This window comes from Nocardioides flavescens (genome assembly GCF_009823805.1).
GTDB lineage: Bacteria > Actinomycetota > Actinomycetes > Propionibacteriales > Nocardioidaceae > Nocardioides > Nocardioides flavescens.
This window is the reverse complement of record NZ_WUEK01000004.1, coordinates 245,144-268,368: the sequence shown is the minus strand read 5'-3', so window position 1 is coordinate 268,368 and position 23,225 is coordinate 245,144. Positions and strand designations below refer to the sequence as shown.

The 23,225-nt window shown below is 74.5% G+C and carries 18 protein-coding genes and 2 tRNA genes; 7 read left to right on the top strand and 13 right to left on the bottom strand.

Going from position 1 to position 23,225, the window contains the following annotated elements; translation table 11 throughout:
* Nucleotides 1–31: 31 nt before the first annotated feature.
* Genes GRQ65_RS08290 through GRQ65_RS08265 form a run of 7 tightly spaced genes read left to right on the top strand, consistent with a single transcriptional unit; the run spans nucleotide 32 to nucleotide 11,414 of the window.
* Entirely contained in the window at nucleotides 32–289 is a 258-nt protein-coding gene (locus GRQ65_RS08290) for a hypothetical protein (protein ID WP_160877082.1), read from the top strand.
* A gap of 51 nt (nucleotides 290–340) precedes the next feature.
* Nucleotides 341–1,255 carry an FHA domain-containing protein gene (locus GRQ65_RS22140; protein ID WP_202387789.1) on the top strand — a complete coding sequence of 305 codons (915 nt, stop codon included), beginning with the start codon at nucleotides 341–343 and terminating at the stop codon, nucleotides 1,253–1,255.
* A 45-nt stretch (nucleotides 1,256–1,300) separates the two neighbouring features.
* Complete coding sequence (locus GRQ65_RS08285) at nucleotides 1,301–4,639, top strand: FtsK/SpoIIIE domain-containing protein (RefSeq protein ID WP_202387788.1); 3,339 nt, start codon at nucleotides 1,301–1,303, stop codon at nucleotides 4,637–4,639.
* Nucleotides 4,636–7,086 carry a fibronectin type III domain-containing protein gene (locus GRQ65_RS08280; RefSeq protein ID WP_160877080.1) on the top strand — a complete coding sequence of 817 codons (2,451 nt, stop codon included), beginning with the start codon at nucleotides 4,636–4,638 and terminating at the stop codon, nucleotides 7,084–7,086. The genes GRQ65_RS08285 and GRQ65_RS08280 overlap by 4 nt, the downstream gene beginning before the upstream one ends.
* A 40-nt stretch (nucleotides 7,087–7,126) precedes the next feature.
* Nucleotides 7,127–8,116, top strand: coding sequence for an AAA family ATPase (locus tag GRQ65_RS08275; protein ID WP_160877078.1), 990 nt, complete (start codon nucleotides 7,127–7,129; stop codon nucleotides 8,114–8,116).
* Nucleotides 8,113–9,294, top strand: coding sequence for a DUF58 domain-containing protein (locus tag GRQ65_RS23920; protein WP_160877076.1), 1,182 nt, complete (start codon nucleotides 8,113–8,115; stop codon nucleotides 9,292–9,294). The genes GRQ65_RS08275 and GRQ65_RS23920 overlap by 4 nt, the downstream gene beginning before the upstream one ends.
* Nucleotides 9,291–11,414, top strand: coding sequence for a transglutaminaseTgpA domain-containing protein (locus tag GRQ65_RS08265; RefSeq protein WP_160877074.1), 2,124 nt, complete (start codon nucleotides 9,291–9,293; stop codon nucleotides 11,412–11,414). The genes GRQ65_RS23920 and GRQ65_RS08265 overlap by 4 nt, the downstream gene beginning before the upstream one ends.
* 74 nt (nucleotides 11,415–11,488) lie before the next feature.
* Here the strand turns inward: GRQ65_RS08265 and GRQ65_RS08260 are convergent, their stop codons facing one another.
* From GRQ65_RS08260 to GRQ65_RS08200, 13 genes are all read right to left on the bottom strand, one after another.
* Nucleotides 11,489–13,099, bottom strand: coding sequence for a protein kinase domain-containing protein (locus GRQ65_RS08260; protein WP_160877072.1), 1,611 nt, complete (start codon nucleotides 13,097–13,099; stop codon nucleotides 11,489–11,491).
* A gap of 41 nt (nucleotides 13,100–13,140) precedes the next feature.
* Nucleotides 13,141–14,565 carry a trigger factor gene (gene tig / locus GRQ65_RS08255; protein WP_160877070.1) on the bottom strand — a complete coding sequence of 475 codons (1,425 nt, stop codon included), beginning with the start codon at nucleotides 14,563–14,565 and terminating at the stop codon, nucleotides 13,141–13,143.
* Between the two features lie 561 nt (nucleotides 14,566–15,126).
* A tRNA-Pro gene (locus tag GRQ65_RS08250) sits at nucleotides 15,127–15,202 on the bottom strand.
* Nucleotides 15,203–15,248: 46 nt separating this feature from the next.
* Nucleotides 15,249–15,322, bottom strand: a tRNA-Gly gene (locus GRQ65_RS08245).
* Between the two features lie 45 nt (nucleotides 15,323–15,367).
* Nucleotides 15,368–16,423 carry a PP2C family protein-serine/threonine phosphatase gene (locus tag GRQ65_RS08240; protein ID WP_337191570.1) on the bottom strand — a complete coding sequence of 352 codons (1,056 nt, stop codon included), beginning with the start codon at nucleotides 16,421–16,423 and terminating at the stop codon, nucleotides 15,368–15,370.
* Nucleotides 16,420–17,283, bottom strand: a complete 864-nt coding sequence (locus GRQ65_RS08235) for an Fpg/Nei family DNA glycosylase (protein ID WP_160877068.1) — start codon at nucleotides 17,281–17,283, stop codon at nucleotides 16,420–16,422. Before GRQ65_RS08235 ends, GRQ65_RS08240 begins: the two co-directional genes overlap by 4 nt.
* Entirely contained in the window at nucleotides 17,276–17,791 is a 516-nt protein-coding gene (locus GRQ65_RS08230) for a ribose-5-phosphate isomerase (RefSeq protein ID WP_160877066.1), read from the bottom strand. Before GRQ65_RS08230 ends, GRQ65_RS08235 begins: the two co-directional genes overlap by 8 nt.
* 26 nt (nucleotides 17,792–17,817) lie before the next feature.
* Nucleotides 17,818–18,708 carry an alpha/beta hydrolase fold domain-containing protein gene (locus GRQ65_RS08225; RefSeq protein ID WP_160877064.1) on the bottom strand — a complete coding sequence of 297 codons (891 nt, stop codon included), beginning with the start codon at nucleotides 18,706–18,708 and terminating at the stop codon, nucleotides 17,818–17,820.
* Nucleotides 18,709–18,712: 4 nt separating this feature from the next.
* On the bottom strand, nucleotides 18,713–19,267 hold the full coding sequence (locus GRQ65_RS08220; RefSeq protein ID WP_160877062.1) for an LURP-one-related family protein: 555 nt from the start codon (nucleotides 19,265–19,267) through the stop codon (nucleotides 18,713–18,715).
* Nucleotides 19,264–20,316 carry a DUF418 domain-containing protein gene (locus tag GRQ65_RS08215; protein WP_160877060.1) on the bottom strand — a complete coding sequence of 351 codons (1,053 nt, stop codon included), beginning with the start codon at nucleotides 20,314–20,316 and terminating at the stop codon, nucleotides 19,264–19,266. The genes GRQ65_RS08220 and GRQ65_RS08215 overlap by 4 nt, the downstream gene beginning before the upstream one ends.
* Before the next feature lie 3 nt (nucleotides 20,317–20,319).
* Entirely contained in the window at nucleotides 20,320–20,838 is a 519-nt protein-coding gene (gene purE / locus GRQ65_RS08210; protein WP_337191569.1) for a 5-(carboxyamino)imidazole ribonucleotide mutase, read from the bottom strand.
* Nucleotides 20,839–20,842: 4 nt separating this feature from the next.
* Nucleotides 20,843–22,015 carry a 5-(carboxyamino)imidazole ribonucleotide synthase gene (locus GRQ65_RS08205; RefSeq protein WP_160877058.1) on the bottom strand — a complete coding sequence of 391 codons (1,173 nt, stop codon included), beginning with the start codon at nucleotides 22,013–22,015 and terminating at the stop codon, nucleotides 20,843–20,845.
* A gap of 178 nt (nucleotides 22,016–22,193) precedes the next feature.
* On the bottom strand, nucleotides 22,194–23,216 hold the full coding sequence (locus GRQ65_RS08200) for an adenylate/guanylate cyclase domain-containing protein (RefSeq protein WP_160877056.1): 1,023 nt from the start codon (nucleotides 23,214–23,216) through the stop codon (nucleotides 22,194–22,196).
* Between the last annotated feature and the right edge of the window lie 9 nt (nucleotides 23,217–23,225).

Below are 23,225 nucleotides of genomic sequence, written 5' to 3'. Positions count from 1 at the left end.
CACCGAAGCAAGGAGCACACCCGTCATGGTCATGAAGGGCATGGACATCGAGGCCGGTCGCCAGTCGGCCACGGTCATCAGCCAGGGCGCCAGCGAGCTCGAGCAGCTCACCAACACCCTCACCCAGTCGCTCGAGGGGTTCCAGTGGGTCGGCCCGGACGCCGAGCGCACCCGCCAGACCTGGCAGTCGGAGCACCGCACGGCGCTGACCAACATCACCGCCTCGCTGCAGGAGTTCTCCCAGCTCATCAACAACCAGGCCCAGGAGCAGGAGCAGGTCTCGTCCTGACCTGAGTCCCGCGCGAGCACACGTCGACCGACGGCACCGAGGAGGACCACCGTGCAGACCTGGATCCTCTCCGTCCGACCCGCACCGGAGTCGGGACTGCCGTCGGTCGACGTGTGCGTGCGGGCCAGGGCCGAGTCGACCGTCGCCGACCTGGCGCGGGCGCTCGGCCGCCACCTCGCCCCCGCCCAGCACGACCTCTCGCTCGTCCCGACCGACGGCGGTCAGCCGTGGCCCGCGGACCGTCCACTGAGCGAGTGCGGTCTGCGCACCGGCGACCTTGTCGACGTCGTGCAGGCCCCGACCGCCTGGCGCACCCGTCCCGGCGGTCCGACCCGCTCCCGCGCGGTCCTGCGCGTCGTGGACGGCCCCGACCGCGGTCGCCGGGTGCGCGTCGGCGCCGCCCAGGCCACCATCGGCCGAGCCCCCGGCTGCACCCTGCAGCTGAGCGACCCGCTCGTCTCCCAGCGGCACGCCCGCATCGACCTCGGCCCCCGCCCCGTCGTCCACGACGAGGGGTCGGCCAACGGCACCACCGTCGCGCAGGTCCCGGTCGCGGCCACCGCGGTCGACTGGGGCACCACCGTGCGCCTCGGCGCCACGACGGTGGCCGTCGAGCGCGGCGACGTCGTCGAGGCCGACCAGCCCGTCTCGGTCTTCCGCCCGCCCCGCTTCGGCGACCCGCTGCGCGACGAGGTGCTCGAGGCCCCGGCTCCCCCGACCAAGCACCGCCCGACACCGCTGCCGTGGGCGATGCTGTTGCTCCCCATGGTCATGGGCCTGGCCATCATGCTGCGCTCGCCCGGGCCCTACGCCCTGATCTACATGCTGGCCTGGCCGGTCGTCGGCGGCCTCGGCTACTGGCAGCAGCGTCGAGCGGCCGAGCGGAACTTCGCCGACGAGCTGCGCGACTGGCGCGTCGACCTCGACGCCCTCCTCAGCGAGCTCGACGACCACGCCGTCGCGTAGCGCGAGCGCAGCCTCGACGACTACCCCGACGTCGAGACGCTGCGGGTGCGCGCCGCCTCGCGCGACCGCTACCTGTGGGCGCGGGCCGCCGACCGCCAGGAGTTCCTCTCGACCCGTCTGGGCCTCGGCACCGTGCCGGCGATGCTGCGGGCCGAGGTGCGCGACGGCGGCGACCGCGCCACCCGACGCAGCGCCGCCGCCGAGGTCGCCGAGCGCGACCTGCTCGACGACCTGCCGGTCCTCGCCGACCTCGCCGCACACCCGGTCGTGGCCGTCACCGGGCCGGAGCCCGCCGTCGACGCCCTCGTGCGGGCGCTGCTGCTGCGCACCGGCTTCGACCACTCCCCCGCCGAGCTGTCCGTGGCCGCCGCCCTGGGCCACGACCGCGCCCACCACGAGGCGTGGCTGCGCTGGCTGCCGCACGTCGCCGCCCGCGAGGGCGGCGAGCCCGCGGTCGCCATCGGCGCCCGCGCGGCGACCGCGCTGCTCGAGCACCTCGCGAGCGAGGGCGTCACCCGAGGCCACACCGTCTGCGTCGTCGACGAGGCGGCCGGCATCCCCCGGCGCACCGTCGAGGCCGTCGCGGCGGGGGCCCTCGAGCGCGGCCTCCACCTGCTCTGGCTCGGCCGCCGTGCCGAGGAGGTGCCGGCGGCGACCGGCCTGCTGGTCGACCTCGACGCGGGCCGGGTCGGCGTGCGCGACCGCGGCGGCGTGGCCGGACTGGCCCTCGCCGACGCCGTGAGCCTCGACCATGCGTGGCGCCACGCGCGCTCCGTCACGGCGTACGTCGACGAGGCGGCGGTCCTGCCGCCCAGCACCGCGATCCCGCAGGTCGTGCGGCTCACCGAGGTCAGCAGCGACCTCGAGGACCTCGACGACACCGACGCGGTGCGCCGGCGCTGGGCGCAGTCCGCCGGGCTGCGCGCCCAGATCGGCCGCGGCGCCGACGGCACGGTCACCATCGACCTGCGCGACGACGGCCCGCACGGCCTCGTCGCGGGCACGACCGGCTCCGGCAAGAGCGAGCTGCTGCAGTCGCTCATCTGCTCGCTCGCCCTCAACAACCCGCCGGAGCGGATCGCGTTCCTGCTGGTCGACTACAAGGGCGGCGCGGCGTTCCGCGAGTGCGCCGACCTGCCGCACACCGTCGGCTACATCACCGACCTGACCCCCGCGCTCGTCTCCCGGGCGCTGACGTCGCTCAGCGCCGAGATCACCGCCCGCGAGGAGCTGCTCGCGCGCTACGCCGTCAAGGACCTCGTGCAGCTCGAGCGCGAGCACCCGGAGGCCGCTCCGCCCAGCCTGCTGATCTGCGTCGACGAGTTCGCGGCGCTGACCCAGGAGGTGCCCGACTTCGTCGACGGGATGGTCAACCTCGCCCAGCGCGGCCGCTCGCTCGGCATGCACCTGCTCCTCGCCACCCAGCGCCCGGCGGGCGTCGTGACCGGCCCCATCCGGGCCAACACCGACCTGCGCATCGCCCTGCGCGTCTCCTCGGCCGACGACTCGCGCGACGTCATCGACCTGCCCGAGGCGGCCCACATCTCCCGTCGTACGCCGGGCCGCGCGTGGGTGCGCCGCACCGGCCACGGCACGGCGGAGCTGGTGCAGTCGGCCTGGACGGGCGCCCGCGCTCCGCTGGCCGAGGCCGAGGCGGCCGTCGAGGTCACGCCGTTCACCGCCACCGCCGGTGACGGCCCCGGTGAGCAGGGCGAGGGTCGCCTCGACCCGCGCACCGACCTCGAGCGGTGCGTGCGCAGCATCCAGACGGCGTTCGTCATGAGCGAGGCCGCCCCTCCCCACCGCCCCTGGCTCCCGGCGCTGCCGAGCGAGCTGCTGCTCGACGCCGAGCTCGTCGCCGGTGCGGCCACGGGAGCGGGGCGGGTGGTGCTGGGGCGCATCGACGACCCGGCCGCGCAGGCCCAGCCGCTGTGGGTGGCCGACCTCGCCGCGACTGGTCACCTGCTGGTGCAGGGCGCCTCCGGCTCCGGCAAGACCGAGCTGCTGCGCACCGTCGCCCTCTCCGCCTCGCTGGGCGACGCCGCGGCGGGCGTGGCGCCCTACGTCTACGGCATCGACTGCGCGGGCGGCGGCCTCACCGCGGTGGCCGGGCTGCCCACCGTCTCCGCCGTCGTGCCCGAGACCCAGCAGGGCCGGGTGCTGCGCCTGCTGCGCCTGCTGCGTCGTACGGCGCTCGACCGCGCCGGCGCACTGGCCGCACACGGCTGCTCCGACGTCGACGACCTGGCCCGCAGCGGCGTGCGGCTGCCGCGGGTCTACCTGCTCGTCGACAACCTCCCGGCGCTCCTCGAGCTGCTCGAGGGCGGCGGCTCGGTCACGCGCGAGCACCTCGACCACCTCACGCAGGTGCTGCAGAACGGTCGCCGCGTCGGCGTCCACGTCGTCGCGACCGCCCCCGGGCGCACCGGCGTCCCGACCTCGACCGCCTCGGCGTTCGGCAGCCGCGTCGTGCTGCGGATGACGAGCAAGGACGACTACCTCATGCTCGGCGTGCCCGGCGGCGTGCTGGACGCCGACAGCGCCCCCGGTGCGGGCCTCGTCGGCAGCCGGCGCGTGCAGGTGATGACCACCGGTGGCGTCGGCACCCCCGTGCAGGCCGAGCGGGTGCGCGGCATCGGCGAGCGCCTGCTGCCCCACGTCGAGTCCCGCCCCGCGGCGCCCGTGCCGCCGATGCCCGGACGGGTCGACCCCGCCCTGCTCCCCGCCCCCGAGACGGGCGGCGGCCGGGCCCACGTCGCGCTCGCGGTCGACGCCGACGCCGTGGCGCCGGTCGCCCCCGACCTGCTGGCCGGGCCGGTGCTCGTCGCGGGTCGTCCGCGCTCCGGGCGCACCTCGGCCCTGGCCGGTCTCGTCTCAGTGGCCGCACGCGCCACAGTGCCCCCACACGTCATCCACCGTTCATCTCCCCTTGACACCCTCGCTGACCTGCAGCGATGGCTCGGCGAGGCACCGGAGAGTTCCGGTTCGTGGGCGCTCGTGGTGGTCGACGGCGCGGATCTTTGGGATGCTCGGGCGGTGACCGATCTCGGGGTCAAGGACACGGTTGCGCAGCTGATCTCGTCGTTGGGCGAGCACTCGGCGCGCGTCTCCCTCGTCGCTTCGGCCGACCTGACCGCCGCGCGCCAGCGCCCGGGCATGGGCGCGTCCGCGGACGGGCTGCTCGCCTTCGCCAAGTCGTCCCGGCGCGGGCTGCTGCTGCAGCCGGAGTGGAACGACGGCGACGCCTTCGGCCTCACCGTGCCCACCAAGACGGTCGAGCCGATGAGCGGCGTGGGTCGCGGCCTGTGGTGCGAGGCCGGTGAGGCCCGCGTGGTCCAGGCCCTCGGCGCGCCCCAGGACGAGCCGGCCGGGGTGGGCGCGTGAGCACGCGGACGGACGGACCGACGAACGGGCCGACGAACGGGCCCCAGGACAGCACGCGCTGGGCGCGACTGCTCGATCGCCGCCGCAGCCAGCGAGGCTTCGCCGAGGCCTCGGTGCTCGTGGTCGCTGGCTCGCTGCTGGCGGGCGTGCTGTTCGGCACCGGACTGAGCCGCACGGCCGTCGACATCGGCGACGGGCTCACCTGGTTCTCCGACGACCCGACCGGCGAGGTCATCCAGGTCAACCCCGCCACCGGCCGCCCCGAGGCCCGCATCGACGTGGGCGACGCGGGCGACCGGCTCGCCGTCGCTCAGTACGACGGCCGCCTGATCGTCACCAACGACACGACCGGCGAGCTGACGTCGTTCGACCTGGCCAGCATCCTGGCCTCCGGCTCGCGCCGGGTCACCCCGGGCGGCGCGACGAGCGTCCTGCACCACGACGGCCAGGTCTTCCTCGTGGACCGCGACCGCGCGACGCTCGCGGCCATCGACCCCGTCAGCACCGACACGGTGGGGCAGCTGTGGCAGTCGCCCGACGGCATCAGCGACGCCGTCGTCGACGGCGACGGCACCCTGTGGGTCGTGGACCCGAAGGGGCTGCTCACCGAGCTGCGCTGGTCGGCCAGCGCGGGAGAGTTCGTCACCGAGCGCGAGCGCCCGGTCGACCACAGCGGCCCCGGCTCCGTGCTGGTGGCCCACGAACGCGGCGTGACGCTGTTCGGTCCCGACGCCGGCATCGTCGTGCAGACCGACACCGGACGTGACGACGAGGTAGTCACCAGCGTGCCCCGGCTCTCCGGCGACCTGCTGGCCCCCGAGGACGCACCCGCCGGCCTGGTCCCGGTCTCCTCCCCCGCCACCGGCACCGTCGTCATCGTCTCCGGCGGCGCCGTGCACGAGGTCGACCTCACCGCGGTCGGCTGCGACCGGCCCGACCGTCCCGCCGTCTTCGAGTCCACCGTCTTCGTGCCGTGCGCGGGCAAGAGCAAGGTGGTGCGCCTGGCCGCCGACGGGCGCCGCGCCGGCGACGACATCGCCGTCCCCGACGGCGGCGAGCCCGAACTGCTGGTCGACGACGGCACGCTGCTCATCAACGTCCCCGGCGCCGACCAGGGCGTCGCTGTCCACGAGGACGGCGTCGTGTCGAGCATCGTGCGCTACGACGAGGACACCCCCACCGCCGGCGGCGGCGGCGACCCCGTCGACGCCGCCACCGTCGACGACATCGCCGCCCAGGACGCCGTCGCGACCCCGCCGACGCCGACCCCCTCCCAGCAGCCGTTCCAGCAGCCCGACGCCCCCGCCGTCTCGCCGACCCAGTCCCCCGGCCCGGGTCAGCCGACCTCGGGCAGCACCAACGGACCGTCGTTCAGCAACGGCAACGGGAACGGCAACGGGAACGGCAACGGGAACGGCAACAACGGCCCCAAGGGTCCGACCGTCGTCGTGCCCAGCCAGGACCAGCACCAGCCGCCGCAGGTGCCGACCACCTCGCCGACGACCACCACCCTGTCCAAGCCCTACGACGTGGTCGCGACCCCGCTGCCGACCGGCCAGGTGGGCCTGGCCTGGAGCTACGGCACCGGCGCGGTCGACGGGTTCATCGTCCAGGAGGTCGGCGCGACCGTGCCCCTGGCCCTCGTCGACGGTGCCGCGCGCAAGGTCACGGTCGACGTCGAGCCGGGTCCGCACCGGTTCACGGTCACGGCCACCCGGGCCGGCGCCCTGCCCGCGACCTCCAACGTGACCGAGGAGCTGGTGAGCGCCGGGCGCCCCGACGCACCGGGAGGTCTCTCCGGGTCGGTCGTCGGGAGCGCGTCGACGACGACCGCGACGGTGAGCCTGTCGTGGACGGCTCCGGACGACAACGGCGCCACCGTCACCGGCTACACCGTCGTCGCGCAGAGCGGCGCGGGTGAGCGCCGCCTCGACGTGACCGGCACCAAGGCCTCCTTCGAGATCCAGTGCGCCGACACCTACTGCGACCCCGGCCCGGTGAAGGTGACCGTGAGCGCCCGCAACAGCGTCGGCACGAGCGGGTCGACCTCGGCGACCCTGACCTACGCCGGCCCGACCCCGCCGCCCCCGCCGACCGCCGGCGTCCAGCTCGTCACCGGGCAGGACCACGCGTGGTCCTCGCCGCAGGAGGGGTTCGGCACCACCACGCTGACCCTCGCCCCGCCGGCCGACTGGGCCTCCTGGTCGGGCACCTGCAGCTGGACCCACACCGGCAACACCGGTGGGCCGACGTCGGGCACGATCCCGTGCGGGGCCCGCTCCCTCGACGTCGCCATCGACAACGGCATCGTCCGGGGCTCCGGGCAGGCCGACGTCTCCCACTCCATCGTCTTCACGGCGACCGGTCGCGGCGGCACCTCGCAGAGCGCGACCTTCCAGTGGGTGACCAGCCAGCCGACGCTGTGCGACACCTGCGCCACTCCCTGACCCAGCCCGTGAGACGCAACGACTGTTCCGAGGAGCACCCGTGACCAGCACCCTCGCGCCCGCCGGGCCGAGCGAGGCCGCCGTGGCGGCGTTCCGCCAGCTGCACCAGCGGCTCGGCGACGCCGTCGAGACCGCTCTGCACGGCAAGCGGGCGGCGGTCGACCTGGTGCTCGTCTCGGTCTTCGCCGGCGGTCACGTGCTGCTCGAGGACGTGCCCGGCACGGGCAAGACCACGCTGGCCCGCGCGGTGGGCAAGGCGCTCGGTGGTGACGTGCGCCGGGTCCAGTTCACCCCCGACCTGCTGCCCAGCGACGTGACCGGCACGACGGTCTTCGACCCCCGCGACGGCCAGATCCGCTTCCGCGAGGGTCCGGTCTTCGCCCACGTCGTGCTGGCCGACGAGATCAACCGCGCCGCCGCCAAGACCCAGTCGTCGCTGCTCGAGGTGATGGCCGAGCGCACCGTCACGGTGGACGGCGAGTCGCACCGCGTGCCCGACCCGTTCCTGGTCATCGCCACGCAGAACCCCGTCGACCTCGACGGCACCTACCGCCTGCCCGAGGCGCAGCTCGACCGGTTCCTCGTGCGGGTCAGCCTCGGCTTCCCCGACGCCGAGCACGAGATCGAGGTGCTGCGCCCCGGCAGCAGCGCCGGTCACGTCGACGACGTGGCCGCCGTGACGACGCCCGAGGAGGTCGCGGCCACCGCCCGCGCGCTCGAGTCGCTCCACGTCGCCGACCTGCTGCTGCGCTACGTCCGCGACCTCGGCGTCGCGATCCGCGAGGACCCGCGGGTGCGGCTCGGCGCGAGCACCCGCGGCCTGCGGGCGCTCGTGCGCTGCCTGCAGGTGCACGCCGCCTCCCAGGGCCGCAACTACGTCGTCCCCGGTGACGTGCAGCGCCTCGCCGAGCCCGTGCTGGCCCACCGCACCGTGCTGACGCGCGACGCGCTCCTGGCGGGCCACACACCGGTCGGCGTCGTCCACGACGCGCTCCAGGCGGTGCCGCCGCCGCAGCCCGACGGGGCGTGAGCGGCGTGGGTCGCGCGGTCACCCCGCGAGGCCGGCGCGTCCTCGCCCTGGGCCTGGTGCTCCTCGGTCTCGGTCTCGCCCTGCACTACCCGCTCGTCGCCGGCACGGGCGGGGCGCTCCTGCTGCTCGTCGCCGCCGAGGTCGCGGCCGTGGTCGTCGCCCCGGACCTCACGGTGCGCCGCACGGTCAGCCCCACCGTCGTCGAGCGCCACCAGGAGTGCCGCGGCCGACTGCACGTGACCGGGCGCCGTCGCGCGGGCCTGGCCCGACTGGAGGTGAGCGACACCGTCGACGGCGACCTGGTGCCGGTGCCGCTGCCCGACTCCACCCGTGCCGCCACGGTCTCGGTGCCCTACACGATCCCGACCCCGCGCCGCGGCCTCGTGCCGGTCGGGCCCGTGCGCCTGCGTCGCGTCGGGCTCGCCGGGATGGCTGAGCACACGACCTCGGTCGGCGTGGTCGACCAGGTGCGGGTGCTGCCCCGCCGCCTGCCGCTCGCCGGCCTGCCCGCCGGCACCCGTCGTACGGCGGCCGGCTCCGACAGCGCGTGGGAGCTCGGCGGCACCGACCTCGTCGGCCTCCACGAGTACGCCGTGGGCGACGACCTGCGCCGGCTCCACTGGGCCACGAGCGCCCGCACCGGAGCGCTGATGGTGCGCGAGGACGTCGACCCCGCCGAGCCGCACGTGCGGGTGGTGCTCGACGACCGGCCGGGCTCCTACGCCGGCGCGCGGTCCGGCTCCGCGGAGGCCTTCGAGGACGCCGTCGAGCTCGCCTCCGCCCTGTGCCGCACCGCCCAGCTCGGCGGCCACCCCGTGCGTTTCACGACGGCGAGCGGACGCCACGAGGTCGACGTGCCGGGCTCGCCGGCCGGACAGCCGCGCCGGGAGGCCCACGAGCTCGAGTGGCTCCTCGCCGAGATCGACCTCGCCGCCGACGACACCGTCGCCCCGCCCCACAGCGACCGCGCCGACGTCGCCGTCGCCGTCTCGGGCCACCTCGCCGACCGCCACGACGTGCGCCGGCTCCTCGACGTCGGCGGCGCCCCCACCCAGGTGCACCTCGTCGTCGACCCGCTGCCGTCCGTCACGAGCCTCGACGCCGCCGGGGTCCTCGAGCTGCGCGGGCACTCCTCGGTCGCGCTCACCGAGACCTGGGACCGGGTGGTCGAGCCGTGACCCCCGCACCCGGGAGCCACGCGCTCGCGGCCACGGTGTGGGCCGCCGCGCTGGTCGCGGGCGGCTCGCTCGCGCTGGCCGGCACCTGGGACTCCTGGCTGGTGCGGCTCGCGCTCGTCCTCGCGTCGGTCGTGCCGCTGGTGCTGCTGCGGGCGGTCACCGGCCTCGGTGTCTCGCGCTGGGCGACCTCGACCGCACTCGCCGCGCTGCTCGTGCTCCTCGCCTACCTCATGACCGCGGGCGCCGGCACCGGCCTGCTCGCGACGCTCTCCGACGCGGTGCCGCGACTGCTCACCGAGCCCACGCCGTACGCCCGGCGCGCCGACCTGCTCGCCGCGCCCGTGCTGCTGACCGGGCTGGTCTCCCTGCTGGCGGGGCTGCGCGCCGACGGACGCACCCGGGTCGGCCCGGTCGCCGGGGCCTTCGTGCTCTACCTCGCCGGGGCCCTGTTGAGCGGGGGCCGCAGCGACCCGCACGGTCTGCTCGCCGTGCTGCTCGTGGTGCTCGCCCTCGCCGGGTGGGTGCTCCTCGACCGCCGTGCCGAGAGCCAGCGCGACCGCCTGCTCACCGTCCTGCCCGTCGCTGGCGTCGCCGGGGTGCTGCTGGCGGCGGTGGCGGTCGTGCCCGCCGACGGCGCCTTCCAGCCCCGCGAGCACGTCGACCCGCCCCTGACCGAGGTCGAGGCGGCCAGCCCGCTCCCCCGGCTCGGCGCGTGGGCCGCCAACCCCGACGTCGAGCTGTTCCGGGTGCGCGGGCCCGCCGTCCCGCTGCGCCTGGTCGCCCTCGGCACCCACGACGGCAGCCAATGGCGCGCCGGCACGGAGTACGCCCCCGTCGGCTCCACCCGCCGCACCTCCCTGCCCGCGGGCGACGAGAGGCGCCGCGTCGACGAGTCCGTCGAGCTGACGGGTCTCGGCGGGCCCTGGCTGCCGACGCCGGGCGACCCCGTGGGTGTGTCCGGCGGTGTGTCGGACGGTGTCTCTGGCGGCGGCCAGCCGCTCGTCGACCTCGAGACCGGCACGCTCCTCGAGACCGGAGCGGGCGAGGGCACGCGCTACCGCGTCAGCGCCGAGGTCGACGCCCCCGACCCCCAGCAGCTCCTCGCCGCCACCGTGCCGACCGGGGCCGGGACCCGGCCCTACCTGCAGCAGCCCACCCTGCCGGCCGGCCTCACGGCGTACGCCGCCCGCGTGGTGCGCGACGCCACCACGCCCTACGAGCGCGCCGTCGCGATCGAGCAGGCCGTCCAGAACCAGCGCGCGCTGTCCTCGAGCGCGACCTCCGGCTCGGCGTACTGGCGCATCGAGCAGTTCCTCTTCGGCGAGCCGGGGCAGCCGGGCGCGCGGGTGGGGACGTCGGAGCAGTTCGCCACGGCCTTCGCGCTGCTCGCGCGGGCCAGTGGCCTGCCCACGCGGGTCGTCGTGGGGTTCCGGCCGGGGAGCCCCGAGCCGGGTGCGACGGGCGCCGACGCCGAGACCCGCGTCGTGAGGGGTGCGGATGCACTGGCCTGGCCCGAGGTCTACTTCGACCGGCTCGGGTGGGTGCCGTTCAGCCCGACGCCCGACGACGACACGTTCGACGACGGACGGCCCGTCGTCGCCCCGGAGCCGACCACCGACGGTGGCGACGGACCCGGCCCCGGCGACGGCGCGTCCGTCGCCCCCTCGACGGCCTCTGACCCGGACGACGCGGCCGAGGCCGCGTCGACCGGGAGCGGCGGGTTGGGAGCGGGAGTGCTCGCAGGTGGCGCAGCCGTGCTGCTCGCCGCGCTCCTGGGTGCGCTGGCGCTGCTGCGGCGCTGGCGCACCCGACGCCACCTGCGCCGGGGCGACGCCGGCGCGTGGGCGGAGGTCCTCGACGCGCTGACGCTGTCCGGACACCCGGCCGACCGCTCGCTCGACGCGACCCGGATCGCCGCCGCCGCCGACGCGCGGTGGGGCACCACGGCCGCGCACTCCCTGGCCGAGCGGGCCGAGCGCGCCGTCTTCGGGCCCGCGGCCACCCCCGGGTCGGCCCTGACCGAGGACCTGCGCCGCGTACGCCGGGCCGCGCGGGGCGGCGTACCGCTCTGGCGACGCTGGTGGTGGTGGGTCGACCCGCGGGTGCTGGGAAAGCGCTGATCAATGGCAGAGGGCGGCCTCAGCCCCGCCCCCATTGATCATCACTCTCCTAGGCCGCTGAGCCGGCTCGCGGGTCAGGGCGCGGTCGGTCGGACGCAGCGCGGGTTCTGCGCGGCCTCGCCGATCGCGCCGTCGGTGTCGAGGACCGTCAGCTTGAAGCAGGCCCGCTCGCCTTGGGCGAGCGGCACCGTCAGGGTCGCCTCTCGGGTGCCGGGCGGGAACTGACGCAGGTCGCGCGTGGGCAGCGTCTGCAGCAGCACGAAGGTGCCGCGACCGTCGGTCGGGTCGTTCCAGTTCATCTCGATGCTGACGCCGTCGCTGCGGATGCCGGTGAAGTCGAAGGTCAGGGCCGGGTCGAAGACCTTGACCTGCGGGTCGCCGGTCTCGGTCGGAGCGGCATCGAGGGTGGGGACGGCCTCGCCGCCGACGTCCGTCGTCGGCTGCGCGGTGCTCGTCGTGTCGTCGTCGCCGCTGCGCAGCGCCGCACCGACGACGCTGAGGCCGGTCCCGACGAGCAGGGCCAGCGCGGCCAGCCCGATGAGCAGCCGGCGCCGGCTGCGGGCCTGGGGGTCGGGCGGGGCGTCGGGCTCCGGTCGAGGGGAAGCGAGGACCTCGACCGGGGGCTCAGGCGCGGACTCGGGCTCGGGCGGACGCGCGCTGGTCGCGGCGTCCTCACCGGCGGCGTCGCGGTGGGCCAGCACCGACAGGGCGACGGGCTTCGGCTCCACCGGCGCCTCGGACGCGGCCGGCGGCTCGACCGGGAGCTCCACGGGTGCGGGCGCCGGGGCCAGGGGTCGCGCCGCGGCATCGGGCCGCCACGCCGTGGCGCGCAGGTCGCTCAGCGCGTCGCGCAGCTCGGCAGCGCTGCCCCAGCGCTGGTCGAGGTCCTTGGCCAGGCACCGGTCGATGACAGCCAGGAGAGGCTCCCCCTCCCGCTGTGCGGGGCCGAGGTCGGGGCGGCGGTGCGCCGAGGTGCGGACCCTTCGCAGATAGGCCAGCGCCGAGTCGTCGTCGGGGTCGTCGCTCGCGAACGGCGCCCGCCCGTCGAGCAGGGTGAACAGCGTCGAGCCGAGCGCCCACACGTCGTCGGCCTCCGTGGGCATCGCCCCGTCCAGCAGCTGAGGGGAGGCGTGACGGTAGGTGAACGTCTCGACCGACGCGGTGTGCTCGGTGTCGACCAGCCGGGCGATCCCGAAGTCCGCGAGCACCCACGACGTCGGCAGCACGAGCACGTTCTGCGGCTTGACGTCGCGGTGCAGCACCCCGTGGGCGTGGGCGAAGGCCAGCGCGTCGGCGACGACCCGGCCGGCCGCGACGACCTCGTCGACGCCGAGCGGCCCGCGCTCGCGCAGCTGGTCGTGCAGGCTGCCGCGCTCGTAGAAGTCCATGACGATCGCCGGTCGCCCGGAGGCGGTGGTGCCGGTCGCGAGGACGGTGACGACGTAGGGGTGCTGGCGGCCGAGCTCGACGGTGATCTCGATCTCGCGCATGAACCGCTCGACGCGGTGCGGCTCGTCGACCGCGAGCACCTTGACGGCGACCGAGCGCCCGAGGCGGAGGTCACGGGCGCGGTAGACGACGGAGTCGCCACCGCGCCCGACCTCGACGAGATCGGCGTAGCCCTCGAGGGCCTCGTCGGCCGTGCCGACGGGGCTCGGTGGGCGCCACGCACTGTCGTCGCTCACGCTGTCCCGATTCCCCGTCGGCGGCTCGGCTACGCAGGGGTCTAGCTGTTGGTGCTCTCCTGCTCGGTGGCCTCGTCCGTGGACTCCTCGGTCGCCTCGTCGGCGGCGTCCTCGGTGGCCTCGACCTCGGCCTCGGGCTCACCGATGGTGCCGTCGGGGCGGAGGTTCTTCAGCTCGACGACCTCGCCGGAGGCGTCCTTGACGGTCGCACCCTCGACGATCTGGGCGAGCGCCTTGCCGCGCAGGATCTCCTGGACCAGGTCCGGGATGTGGTTGTGCTCGAACATGTGGTTCGCGAACTCCTGCGGGTCCTGACCGGACTGCTGGGCGCGGCGGACCAGGTGCTGGGAGAGCTCGTTCTGGTCGACGCCGAACTCCTCCTTCTTCGCGATCTCGTCGAGGACGAACTGCGCGGCGACGGCGTCGCGGACCCGGCGCTCGAGGTCGGCCTCGAACTCCTCCTGGGTCTGCTCCTGCTCCTCGAGGTAGGCGTCCATCGTCATGCCGGCCATCGCGAGCTGCTGCTCGATCTGCTGGCGGCGGGCGTTGAGCTCGTCGGTGACCATGGTCTCCGGCAGCGGCACCTCGACCTTGTCGAGCAAGGCCTCGAGGACGGCGTCGCGGGCGCCGGCGGCCTGCTCGAGGCGCTTGCCGCGGGTGAGGCGCTCGCGGACGTCGTCGGTCAGCTCGGCGACGGTGTCGAACTCCGAGGCCTCCTGGGCGAAGTCGTCGTCGAGCTCGGGGAGCTCCTGCTCCTGGACCTGGGTGACCTTGACGAGCACCTCGACGGGCTCGCCCACGAGGTCGCCGCCGACGAGCTCGGAGCTGAAGGACTTCTCCTCGCCGGCGCTCAGGCCGACCAGGGCCTCGTCGAGCCCGGGGATCATCCCGCCGCGACCGACCTGGTAGCTCATGCCGGTCAGCTCGGCGCCGTCGAGCACCTCGCCGTCGCGGCTGGCGGTCAGGTCGATGACGACGAAGTCGCCGTCGGCCGCCGCGCGCTCGACGTCGGACAGGGTGCCGAAGCGCTCGCGCAGGGCCTGCAGCTGCTCCTCGACGTCGGCGTCGGTGACCTCGAGGTCGTCGACGGTGGCCTCGAGGCCGTCGTACTCGGGCAGGTCGATCGTCGGCTTGACGTCCACCTCGGCGGTGAACTCGAGACCGTCCTCGTCCTGCTTGGTGACCTCGACCTCGGGCTGGGCCAGCGGCTGCAGGTCGTTGGACTGCAGGGCCTCGATGTACTTCTCCGGGAGGACGTCGTTGATCGCCTGGGCGAGCACCGCCTCGCGGCCGACCTGGCGGTCGATGATGGCCGGGGGCACCTTGCCGCGGCGGAAGCCGGGGACGTTGATCTGCTTGGCGATCTGCTGGTAGGCCGCGTCGAGGCTCGGCTTGAGCTCCTCGAAGGGCACCTCGACGGTCAGCTTGGCCCGGGTCGGGCTCAAGGTCTCGACGGCGCTCTTCACTGCTTGTTCATCCTCCTGGTGGGCCTACCGGCCCGTGGTCGACGTCCGACCCCTCAGCGTATCCGCGCGGTGATCGGCGCACGAATCGGTCCCAGTTCGGCCTGGGTTGGGCGGCGGCGCCCTGCTACCTCAGGGCATCGACACGCAGCTGCTCGCGCATTGCCGCCGGCGGCTAGGAAGAAGGTCTTCCGCGGGCTCTGAAGGAGAAGCATTTTGTTACCCTGAGCTCGCTCGTGGGCTGAAGGGCGTCCTGACGCTGGTCGTCGGCGGCTTCCTCCACCCGTTTGGGTGGCTTCTAGTAATACCGCTCCTGATCGTCCAGTGCCTTCAAGTTTCCTACAGCACTCGGAAGGAGTCCGATATGACGGATGGAATTGCGAGTTCGTCTCGCCTGAGGAAGTTCTCAGTCTCGTTCAGGCCAATCCGCCGGCGTACTTGAGCCCACGAGCACCCGAGGTTCAAGCGGGAACGCTGCATCTGATGATCACGTCTCGTTGTGAAGCAAGTTGCACCGAGGTCCGCCGCCGGTCTGCTCGCATCCGCAACGTTTGGACCACGAATTGGTCGGGGCGACAGGACTCGAACCTGCGGTCTCCTGCTCCCAAAGCAGGCGCGCTAGCCACTACGCTACGCCCCGGTCAGGGCGGCTCACGGACGCCCGAGGGCGCCCGAGAGACCGGTCCTGGAGCGGATGACGGGAATCGAACCCGCGTAGCCAGTTTGGAAGACTGGGGCTCTACCATTGAGCTACATCCGCGCGGCCCCGACGCTGCCCGAGGGCTCCGGCCGAGACGAGCGGAATCTACCGCCCGGAGCGCTGCGCCCGCGAAACGACGACCATCGCGCGGTCGTCGTCCGGTGAGCCGAGGGCGTCCACCAGCCGCTCGGCCACCCGGTCGACACCGTGATCGCCGGTCCCCAGCAGCCGCCGGCCCTCGTCGAGCAGCCGCTCGAGCCCCTGGTCGAGGTCGCGGTCGGCGCGCTCGACCATGCCGTCGGTGTAGAGCAGCATCGTCGTGCCGGGCTCGGCGAGACGGCCGGTCGCGACGCTGAACTCCGCGTCAGGGATCAGCCCCAGCACCGGGCCGTCGCTGGTGAGCACCTCGCGCTCGGTCCCGGACAGTACGACGGCAGGCGGGTGCCCGGCGGACCGGACGGCGAAGCTGCCGTCGGTCAGGGTCAGCGAGAGGTGCACGGCCGTGGCGAAGCCCTCGTCCCAGTCCTGACGCAGCAGGTAGTCGTTGGCGGCCGGCAGGAAGTCCTCGGGCGGGAGCGCCCCGAGCAACCCGCCGAACACCCCCGACAGCAGGAGCGCGCGGGTGCCGGCGTCCTCGCCCTTGCCGGACACGTCGACGACGGCGATCTCGAGCCGCTCCGGCGTCGGGCAGGTGGCGACCAGGAAGTCGCCCGCGAACGGCGTACCGCCGGCCGAGCGCAGCGCCCGCTCCACCCGCCAGTCGGAGGGCAGGTCGGGGATGCCGCCCTGGGCGAGGATCGAGTCGCGCAGGTCGACGAACATCGACTCCCCCGTGACCCCGGCGACACCGAGCCGCGAGCGGCGCACCGAGAAGCCCAGCACGATCAGCGCCATCAGCACCTGGATGCCGACCGCACCCCACGTGCGCGCGCTGATCGAGTCCTGCAGCAGCAGCGACGTCACGAGGGCGAGGACCACCCAGCCGACGAACCACGGGAGCCGCCGCGGTGAGAGCACCAGGCTGCCGAGCAGCAGCGGCACCATCAGCGCGGTGATCGGCACGACGTCGGGGTCGATCCCGACGGCCACGACGACCAGCACCGGCAGCACGACCAGCCCCGCCAGGACGCGGTCGAAAGGCTGGCGGTGCCCGCGCCTCACGACCCGGCTCCCACCGCCCGCGAGCGGAACCTCGGCTGGCACCGGGGGCACCAGAACAGGTTGCGCGCCTGCAGCTCCTCGGTGCGCACCGTCGCGCCGCAGACCCGGCAGGGGTCGCCGGCGCGCCGGTAGACGTAGTTGAGACCCCGCCGGCGCCGCGAGCGCAGCTCGGCCTCGGTGAGGTGCTCGGGCCGCACGGTGTCGATGCGGCCGGTGCGCACGCCGTCGGCCATCAGCACGACGAGGTCGTCCCACATCGCGCGCCACGTCGAGACGCGGAGGGAGTTGCCGGCCCGGAACGGGTCGACGCGGTGGCGGAACAGGATCTCGGCGCGGTAGACGTTGCCGATCCCGGCGACCACCGACTGGTCCATCAGCAGCCCGGCGATGGGCGCGCGGCTGCGCTTGATCCGCGCCCAGGCGCGGTCGGGGTCGGCGTCGGGTCGCAGCGGGTCGGGTCCGAGCCGGTCGAGGATGGCCTCGACCTGGGCGGGCACCAGGAGCTCGCAGGCGGTCGCGCCCCGCAGGTCGGCGTACGACGCCCTCGCGTCGGGCCCGTCGCCGGCGTCGGCCTGCACGAGGCGCATCCGCACCTGGCCGACCGGCGGGTGCACCTCGACGGCCGCCCGGTGCACGGCGAACTTGCCGTAGAGACCGAGGTGGACGTGCACGACGTCGTCGTCGTCGAAGTCGACGAAAAGGTGCTTGCCCGCCGACGTCGCCGAGCGCAGGACCCGGCCGTCGAGGAGGGCGGCCGACTCCGCGAAGCGCCCCTGGGGGCTGCTCACGCGCACGGGGTGCCCGGCGAACGCTCCGTCGAGCGCGCTCGCCAGGCGGTGGAGGGTGTGCCCCTCAGGCATCGCTCTGCTGAGCCGACTGCTGAGCGGACTCGGGCAGCGGCGGCAGCTCCCGGGTGCGCTCGTAGTCGCCGACCTGGCCGATGCGGCGCAGGTGGCGCTCGTCGCCGCTGAACGGCGTGGAGAGGAAGACCTCGACGAAGCGGGTCATGTCCTCGAGCGGGTGCATCCGACCGCCGACCGAGACGACCTGGGCGTCGTTGTGCTCGCGCGCCAGCGACGCGGTCTCCTCCGACCAGGCGAGGGCGCACCGGATGCCCTCGACCTTGTTGGCGGCGATCTGCTCGCCGTTGCCCGAGCCGCCGATGACGACGCCGAGGCTGTCGAGGCCGCCGTCGCGGTCCTCGCGCACCCCCTCGGCCGCCCGCAGGCAGAAGACGGGGTAGTCGTCGACGGCGTCGTAGACGTGGGGACCGTGGTCGACCGGCTCGTAGCCGTGCTCGGTCAGCCACGAGACGAGGTGGGCCTTCAGGTCGAGTCCGGCGTGGTCGGATCCGAGGTGGACACGCATGGCGCCCATCCTCTCAGCCGGGTGGTTCACGCGTGCGAGCGGATGAACGACGCCCCCTGGGCCATCAGCTGGTCGGCCGCGGGGAAGACCTGCCGGTGGCGCCAGAAGCCGTGCAGCTGACCGAGCCACCGGGTGCCGACCGCCTGCCCGCCGGCCTCACCGATCAGCTCGACGAGCCGCTCCCCCTCGTCGCGCAGCGGGTCGTGCTCGGCGGTGGTGACCAGCGTCGGGGGCAGGGTGCCGAGCCGGTCGCTGAGCAGCGGCGCGAGGTCGGGGTCGGTGAGGTCGGCCGCGGAGGCGGCGTACTGGCGCCAGTACCACGCCGCCTCCTCGGGGTCGAAGCCCGTGTCGGCCTGCTCGGCGTACGACGCGAACCCGGCGGTCGGGTCGAGGAACGGGTAGTGGAGCACGAGCGCGCGGAACCGGCCCGGGTGCCGCAGCGCGGCCACGAGCGCGAGGTTGGCGCCCGCGCTGTCGCCGTGGGCGTACGCCGGCCCGTCGAGATCGAGCGAGGACGCCTCGCGCTCGAGCCAGGCGAGCACGGTGTCGACGTCGTCGGGCGCGGCCGGGAAGCGGTGCTCGGGGGCCAGGCGGTAGTCGACGGAGAGCACGGCGATCCCGAGGCCGTGGGCGAAGCGGCGGCAGGGACGGTCGTGCACCTCGACGTCGTTGAAGACGAAGCCGCCCCCGTGCAGGTGCACCACGACGCCAGGAGCAGCGTCGGCGGGACGGTAGAGCCGCACCGGCACCCCGTCGGCGTCGAGGTCGCGGACCTCGGCGAGCTCGAGCGGCGGCTCGGCGAGGGCGAGCTCGCGGGCGGCGACGCGCGCTGCCGCGATGTCGTAGCCGGGCGCGTGCACGCGCGGTTCGCCGCGGGCGTGCTCGACGGCGCGACGGGCCTCGGGTGAGAGGGCCACGGGCTCAGCGCCCCATGAGGGCGTCCATGGCGACCGCGACGGCCGCGGCGACCCGGAAGTCCACCCGCTGGTCGGGCACGTGCACGGTGTAGCGGTCGCGGACGCTGCCCTGGCGCTCGACGCCGAGCAGCGGCTGGCCCTCGGAGCTCACGTAGTCGAAGTGGATCGGCAGGAACGGGATGTCGGTGAAGCGGCGGATGACCGCGATCCACTGGCTGCGCTCCTGGCCGGTGCCGGTGTAGCCCGGACCCTCGATGTGGAACGTCGAGCGCATGAGGCTGGCGCCGAAGTCCTTGCGGAAGAAGCCGATCTGCTCGCCGTCGGCGGCGAAGATGTCGTAGCCGGAGTTGAGGTCGATCCGCTTGCGCGCCTTGAAGCTGAAGACCTTCTGGCTCTTCGACTTGTCGGTGTAGAAGGTCACCTCCTCCTTGAACGCCAGCCGCTTCTGCTCGGCGAAGGCCAGCGTCTGCCCGGCCGGGTCGACCGCCTCGTAGCGGTTGGTGGTCATGGCGAACTTCTGGTGCACGAAGAACTGCGGGACGTGGCTCACGGCGCTCATGGGCGCGAGCCTAGTGAAGCGCCGGCGCGCGCGAGGACGGACTCGAGAGGTCCGCGCCGACGGGCGGCGACGAAGGCGGCGCCGATCACCACGAGCACCAGCACGTGCCAGCCGTAGGAGCCCGGCTCCTCGGCCGGCCAGACCCGGTCGGTGCGCATCACGACGTGCAGGGTGTAGAGCGTCAGCGTCATCGTGCCCGCCCCGAAGAGCACGGCCAGCGGCCGTGTTCCTCCGGGCGGCAGCGCCCCGGCCACGAGCAGGCACAGGCCGATGACGGCCATCGCGCACCCGCCGGTCTGCAGCAGGTCGAACGGCGTGCCGCTGTGCGGGGCCACGACCAGCAGCCACGCCGCGCCGTCGCCGGTGGGCGTGGTGCCGTAGAAGGTCTCGCCGACCTCCACCCGGGCCAGGCCGGGCTGGGCGGTGAGCACCCGCGAGACGGCGTACGCCGCCAGGGCGAGCGGCGCACCGAGCGCAACGAGCCGGGCCTGGAGCACCGGGCTGCGCAGGTCGCTGCGCCCGATGGCCAGACCGAGCAGGAGGTAGGCGAGCCACACGCCCGCCGGGTAGTAGCCGGTGAACAGCAGCTCGGAGAGCAGGTGGCCGGGCTCGGCGAGCTGGTCGAACGCCGGGCTCGCGGTCTGGCGCTCCGGCAGCTCGGGGCGCAGCAGGTAGGATCCGACCGGCGCGGCCACCGCCCACAGTGCGGCGAGCGGCCACAGGACCCGCGCGGGCAGCCGCAGGAACGGCAGGCCGAGCACGAACAGCACGCCGTAGTAGGTCAGGATCACCGCGATGCCGGTGTCGAGCTCGCCGAGCGCGAGGCCGAGCAGCGCGATCAGCACCGCGCGCACCGCGATCCCGCGGCGCGTCGTACGCCGGTCGAGCAGGACCAGGCTCACCCCGGCCAGCACCGCGAACAGCGCCGAGGCGCGGCCGTCGACGAGCGGGCTGTCGTCGAGGACGTGCGCCGCGACCATGCCGAGGAGCGCGAGGCAGCGGGCGACGTCGAGGCCGACGAGCCTAGCCGCGCCACCCCCGGTCGGCACGGACTAGAAGCCCACCCGGCGCGGTCCGGCGCCGCGACGCACGACCTCGCCCTTGGCGTGGGCGCTCTGCTTGAGCTCGGCCTGGAAGGCCGTCATCCGCTCCTGCAGCGCCGGGTCGGTGGCGGCCAGGATGCGCACGGCGAGCAGCCCGGCGTTGCGCGCGCCGCCGATGGCGACGGTGGCGACCGGCACCCCGGCCGGCATCTGCACGATCGAGAGCAGCGAGTCGAGCCCGTCGAGGGTCTTGAGCGGCACCGGTACGCCGATCACCGGCAGCGGCGTGACCGCCGCGAGCATGCCCGGCAGGTGCGCCGCTCCCCCGGCCCCGGCGATCACCACCCGGAGGCCGCGCCCGGCGGCGTCCCTGCCGTAGTCGAGCATTTCCTGCGGCATCCGGTGCGCCGAGACCACGTCGGCCTCGAACGGCACGTCGAACTCCTCGAGCGCCTTCGCCGCCAGCTCCATCACGGGCCAGTCGGAGTCGGAGCCCATCACGATGCCGACCTGGGGTGTCTCGGTCACTGCTCTACTCGCTCTCGTTGCCGAGGTCGCCGCGGAACCACGCCGCCGCGTGGCGGGCGCGCTCCAGGCAGTCCTCGAGGTCGTCGCCGTAGGCGTTGACGTGGCCCACCTTGCGGCCCGGCCGCAGCTCCTTGCCGTACAGGTGCACCCGCAGCCGGGGGTCGCGGGCCATCGCGTGCGGGTAGCCGTCGTAGAGCCGACCGACGGCGGTGCCGTCCTCGCGGTCGGGGCCGCCGAGGACGTTGACCATCACGGTCCACCGCTCGCGGGGGGCGGGCGAGCCGAGGGGCAGGTCGAGCACGGCGCGCAGGTGGTTCTCGAACTGGCTGGTCACCGCGCCGTCCTGCGTCCAGTGGCCGGTGTTGTGCGGGCGCATCGCGAGCTCGTTGACGAGGATGCGGCCGTCGTTGGTCTCGAAGAGCTCGACGGCCAGCACACCGGTCACGTCGAGCTCCTTGGCGAGCGTCAGCGCGACGTGCTGGGCCTGGCTCGCGAGCTCGTCGTCGAGGTCGGGCGCCGGGGCGACGACCTCGTGGCAGATACCGTCGAGCTGGGTCGAGGCCACGACGGGGTAGGCCGCCGCCTGGCCGCTCGGGCTGCGCGCGACGAGCGCCGACAGCTCGCGACGGAAGTCGACGAGCTCCTCGGCGAGCACCTCGACGCCCGCGTCGGCGGCCGCGGTGAACGCCGGCTCGGCCTCCGCGGCGTCGCGCACGAACCACACGCCCTTGCCGTCGTAGCCGCCCCGGGTCGTCTTGAGCACGCACGGGAACCCGAACGCCTCGACCTCGGCGACGTCGGCCACCACCGCGTTGCGCGGGCAGGGCAGGCCCAACTCGGCGAGCCGGCGCCGCATCACGGCCTTGTCCTGGGCGTGGACGAGTGCCTCCGGCCCGGGGCGGGTCGCCACGCCCTCGGCCTGCAGCGCCCGCAGGTGCTCGGTCGGCACGTGCTCGTGGTCGAAGGTCACCACCGCGGCGCCCGCGGTCACCCGGCGCAGCACGTCGAGGTCGCGGTAGTCGCCGACGAGCTGGTCGGGCACCACCTGCGCCGCGCTGACCCCCTCGGCCTCGGCCAGCAGCCGCAGCGGGATCCCCAGCGCCGCGGCCGGCTCCGCCATCATCCGGGCGAGCTGGCCGCCCCCGATCACCGCCACCGTCGGAGCGAGCTCTGCCACGCTCCGACCCTATCGGCGCAGCCGATCGGTGGTTGAGGAGGTCGTGCAACGACCGTCTGGAACCACTGTGCCGACCTGACGTGGTTCCAGACAGGACTTCGTCCTTCCTCACCACCGGCCCCGGTGGTTGAGGAAGCCGGCTACGGCCGTCTGGAACCACTCTCGCGACGGGCCGAGCTCAGTGGCGGCGTACGGCGACCGGCTCGACGAGGCCGAAGCCGCGGACGGGGCGAGCGGGGAGCTTGCGGGTCTCGAACTGGTCGGAGGGCAGCTGCTCGGCGGTCTCGTCGTCGACGATGATCCGGTTGCGGCGGGCGACGGCCGTGAGGCGCGAGGCGAGGTTGACCGGGGGGCCGAAGACGTCGCCGAGCCGCAGGACCACCGAGCCGGTGGCGAGCCCGAGGCGGACGTCGGGCATCCGGGAGTCGCGGCCGATGACGGTGATGATCCCCTCGGCGATCTCGTACGCCGCGATCGGGTCCTCGTGCACGAACAGCACCGAGTCGCCGATCGACTTGATGACCCGGCCGCGCTGGGAGGCCACCACGTCGGCGCACCGGCCCTCGAAGAGCTCGACGAGGTCGCCGATGCGCTCCTGGGTCAGCTCGTTGGACAGCGCGGTGAAGGAGACGATGTCGGCGAACCCCACGCTGAGGCGCGAGGTGTTGACGTCCTCCTCGCGGGCGCCGAGGGCCTCGGTGCGGGCGACCGCGGCGGCGAGGTGACGCTTCCAGACGTAGACGAGCAGCGACTCGAACGGGACGCTGAACTCCTCGATCATCCTCAGCCCGATGGCCAGGGTCTCCTGGTCGCCGCTCGCCTGCTCCCGGGCCAGCTGCAGCACACGGGTGAGCAGCGCCGAGACCTCCCAGTCGGACAGGCGGGCCATGGTCTGGCCGACGGCGCGGGCGAGGTTGACCGCGAGGTCGAAGTCGACGAGGCCGGACTCGACGATGCCGTCGATGGTCGTGAGCGCCTCGGCGTCCGCGCGCGTGAACGCCGAGGTCTCGTCGTACTCCGGGAAGCCGAGCGCGCGCCAGAGCCGGCGGGCCCGCTCGAGGTCGACACCGGTCTCGGCGGCGATCTCGGCCGCGGTGAACAGGCGCACCTCCCCGAGGATCTGCTGCTCCAGACGCTCGGGCTCCGCCTCGGGACGCTCCTCGGGCCGTTCCTCCGGCCGTTCCTCGGGCCGGTCAGACACCGTTATCCG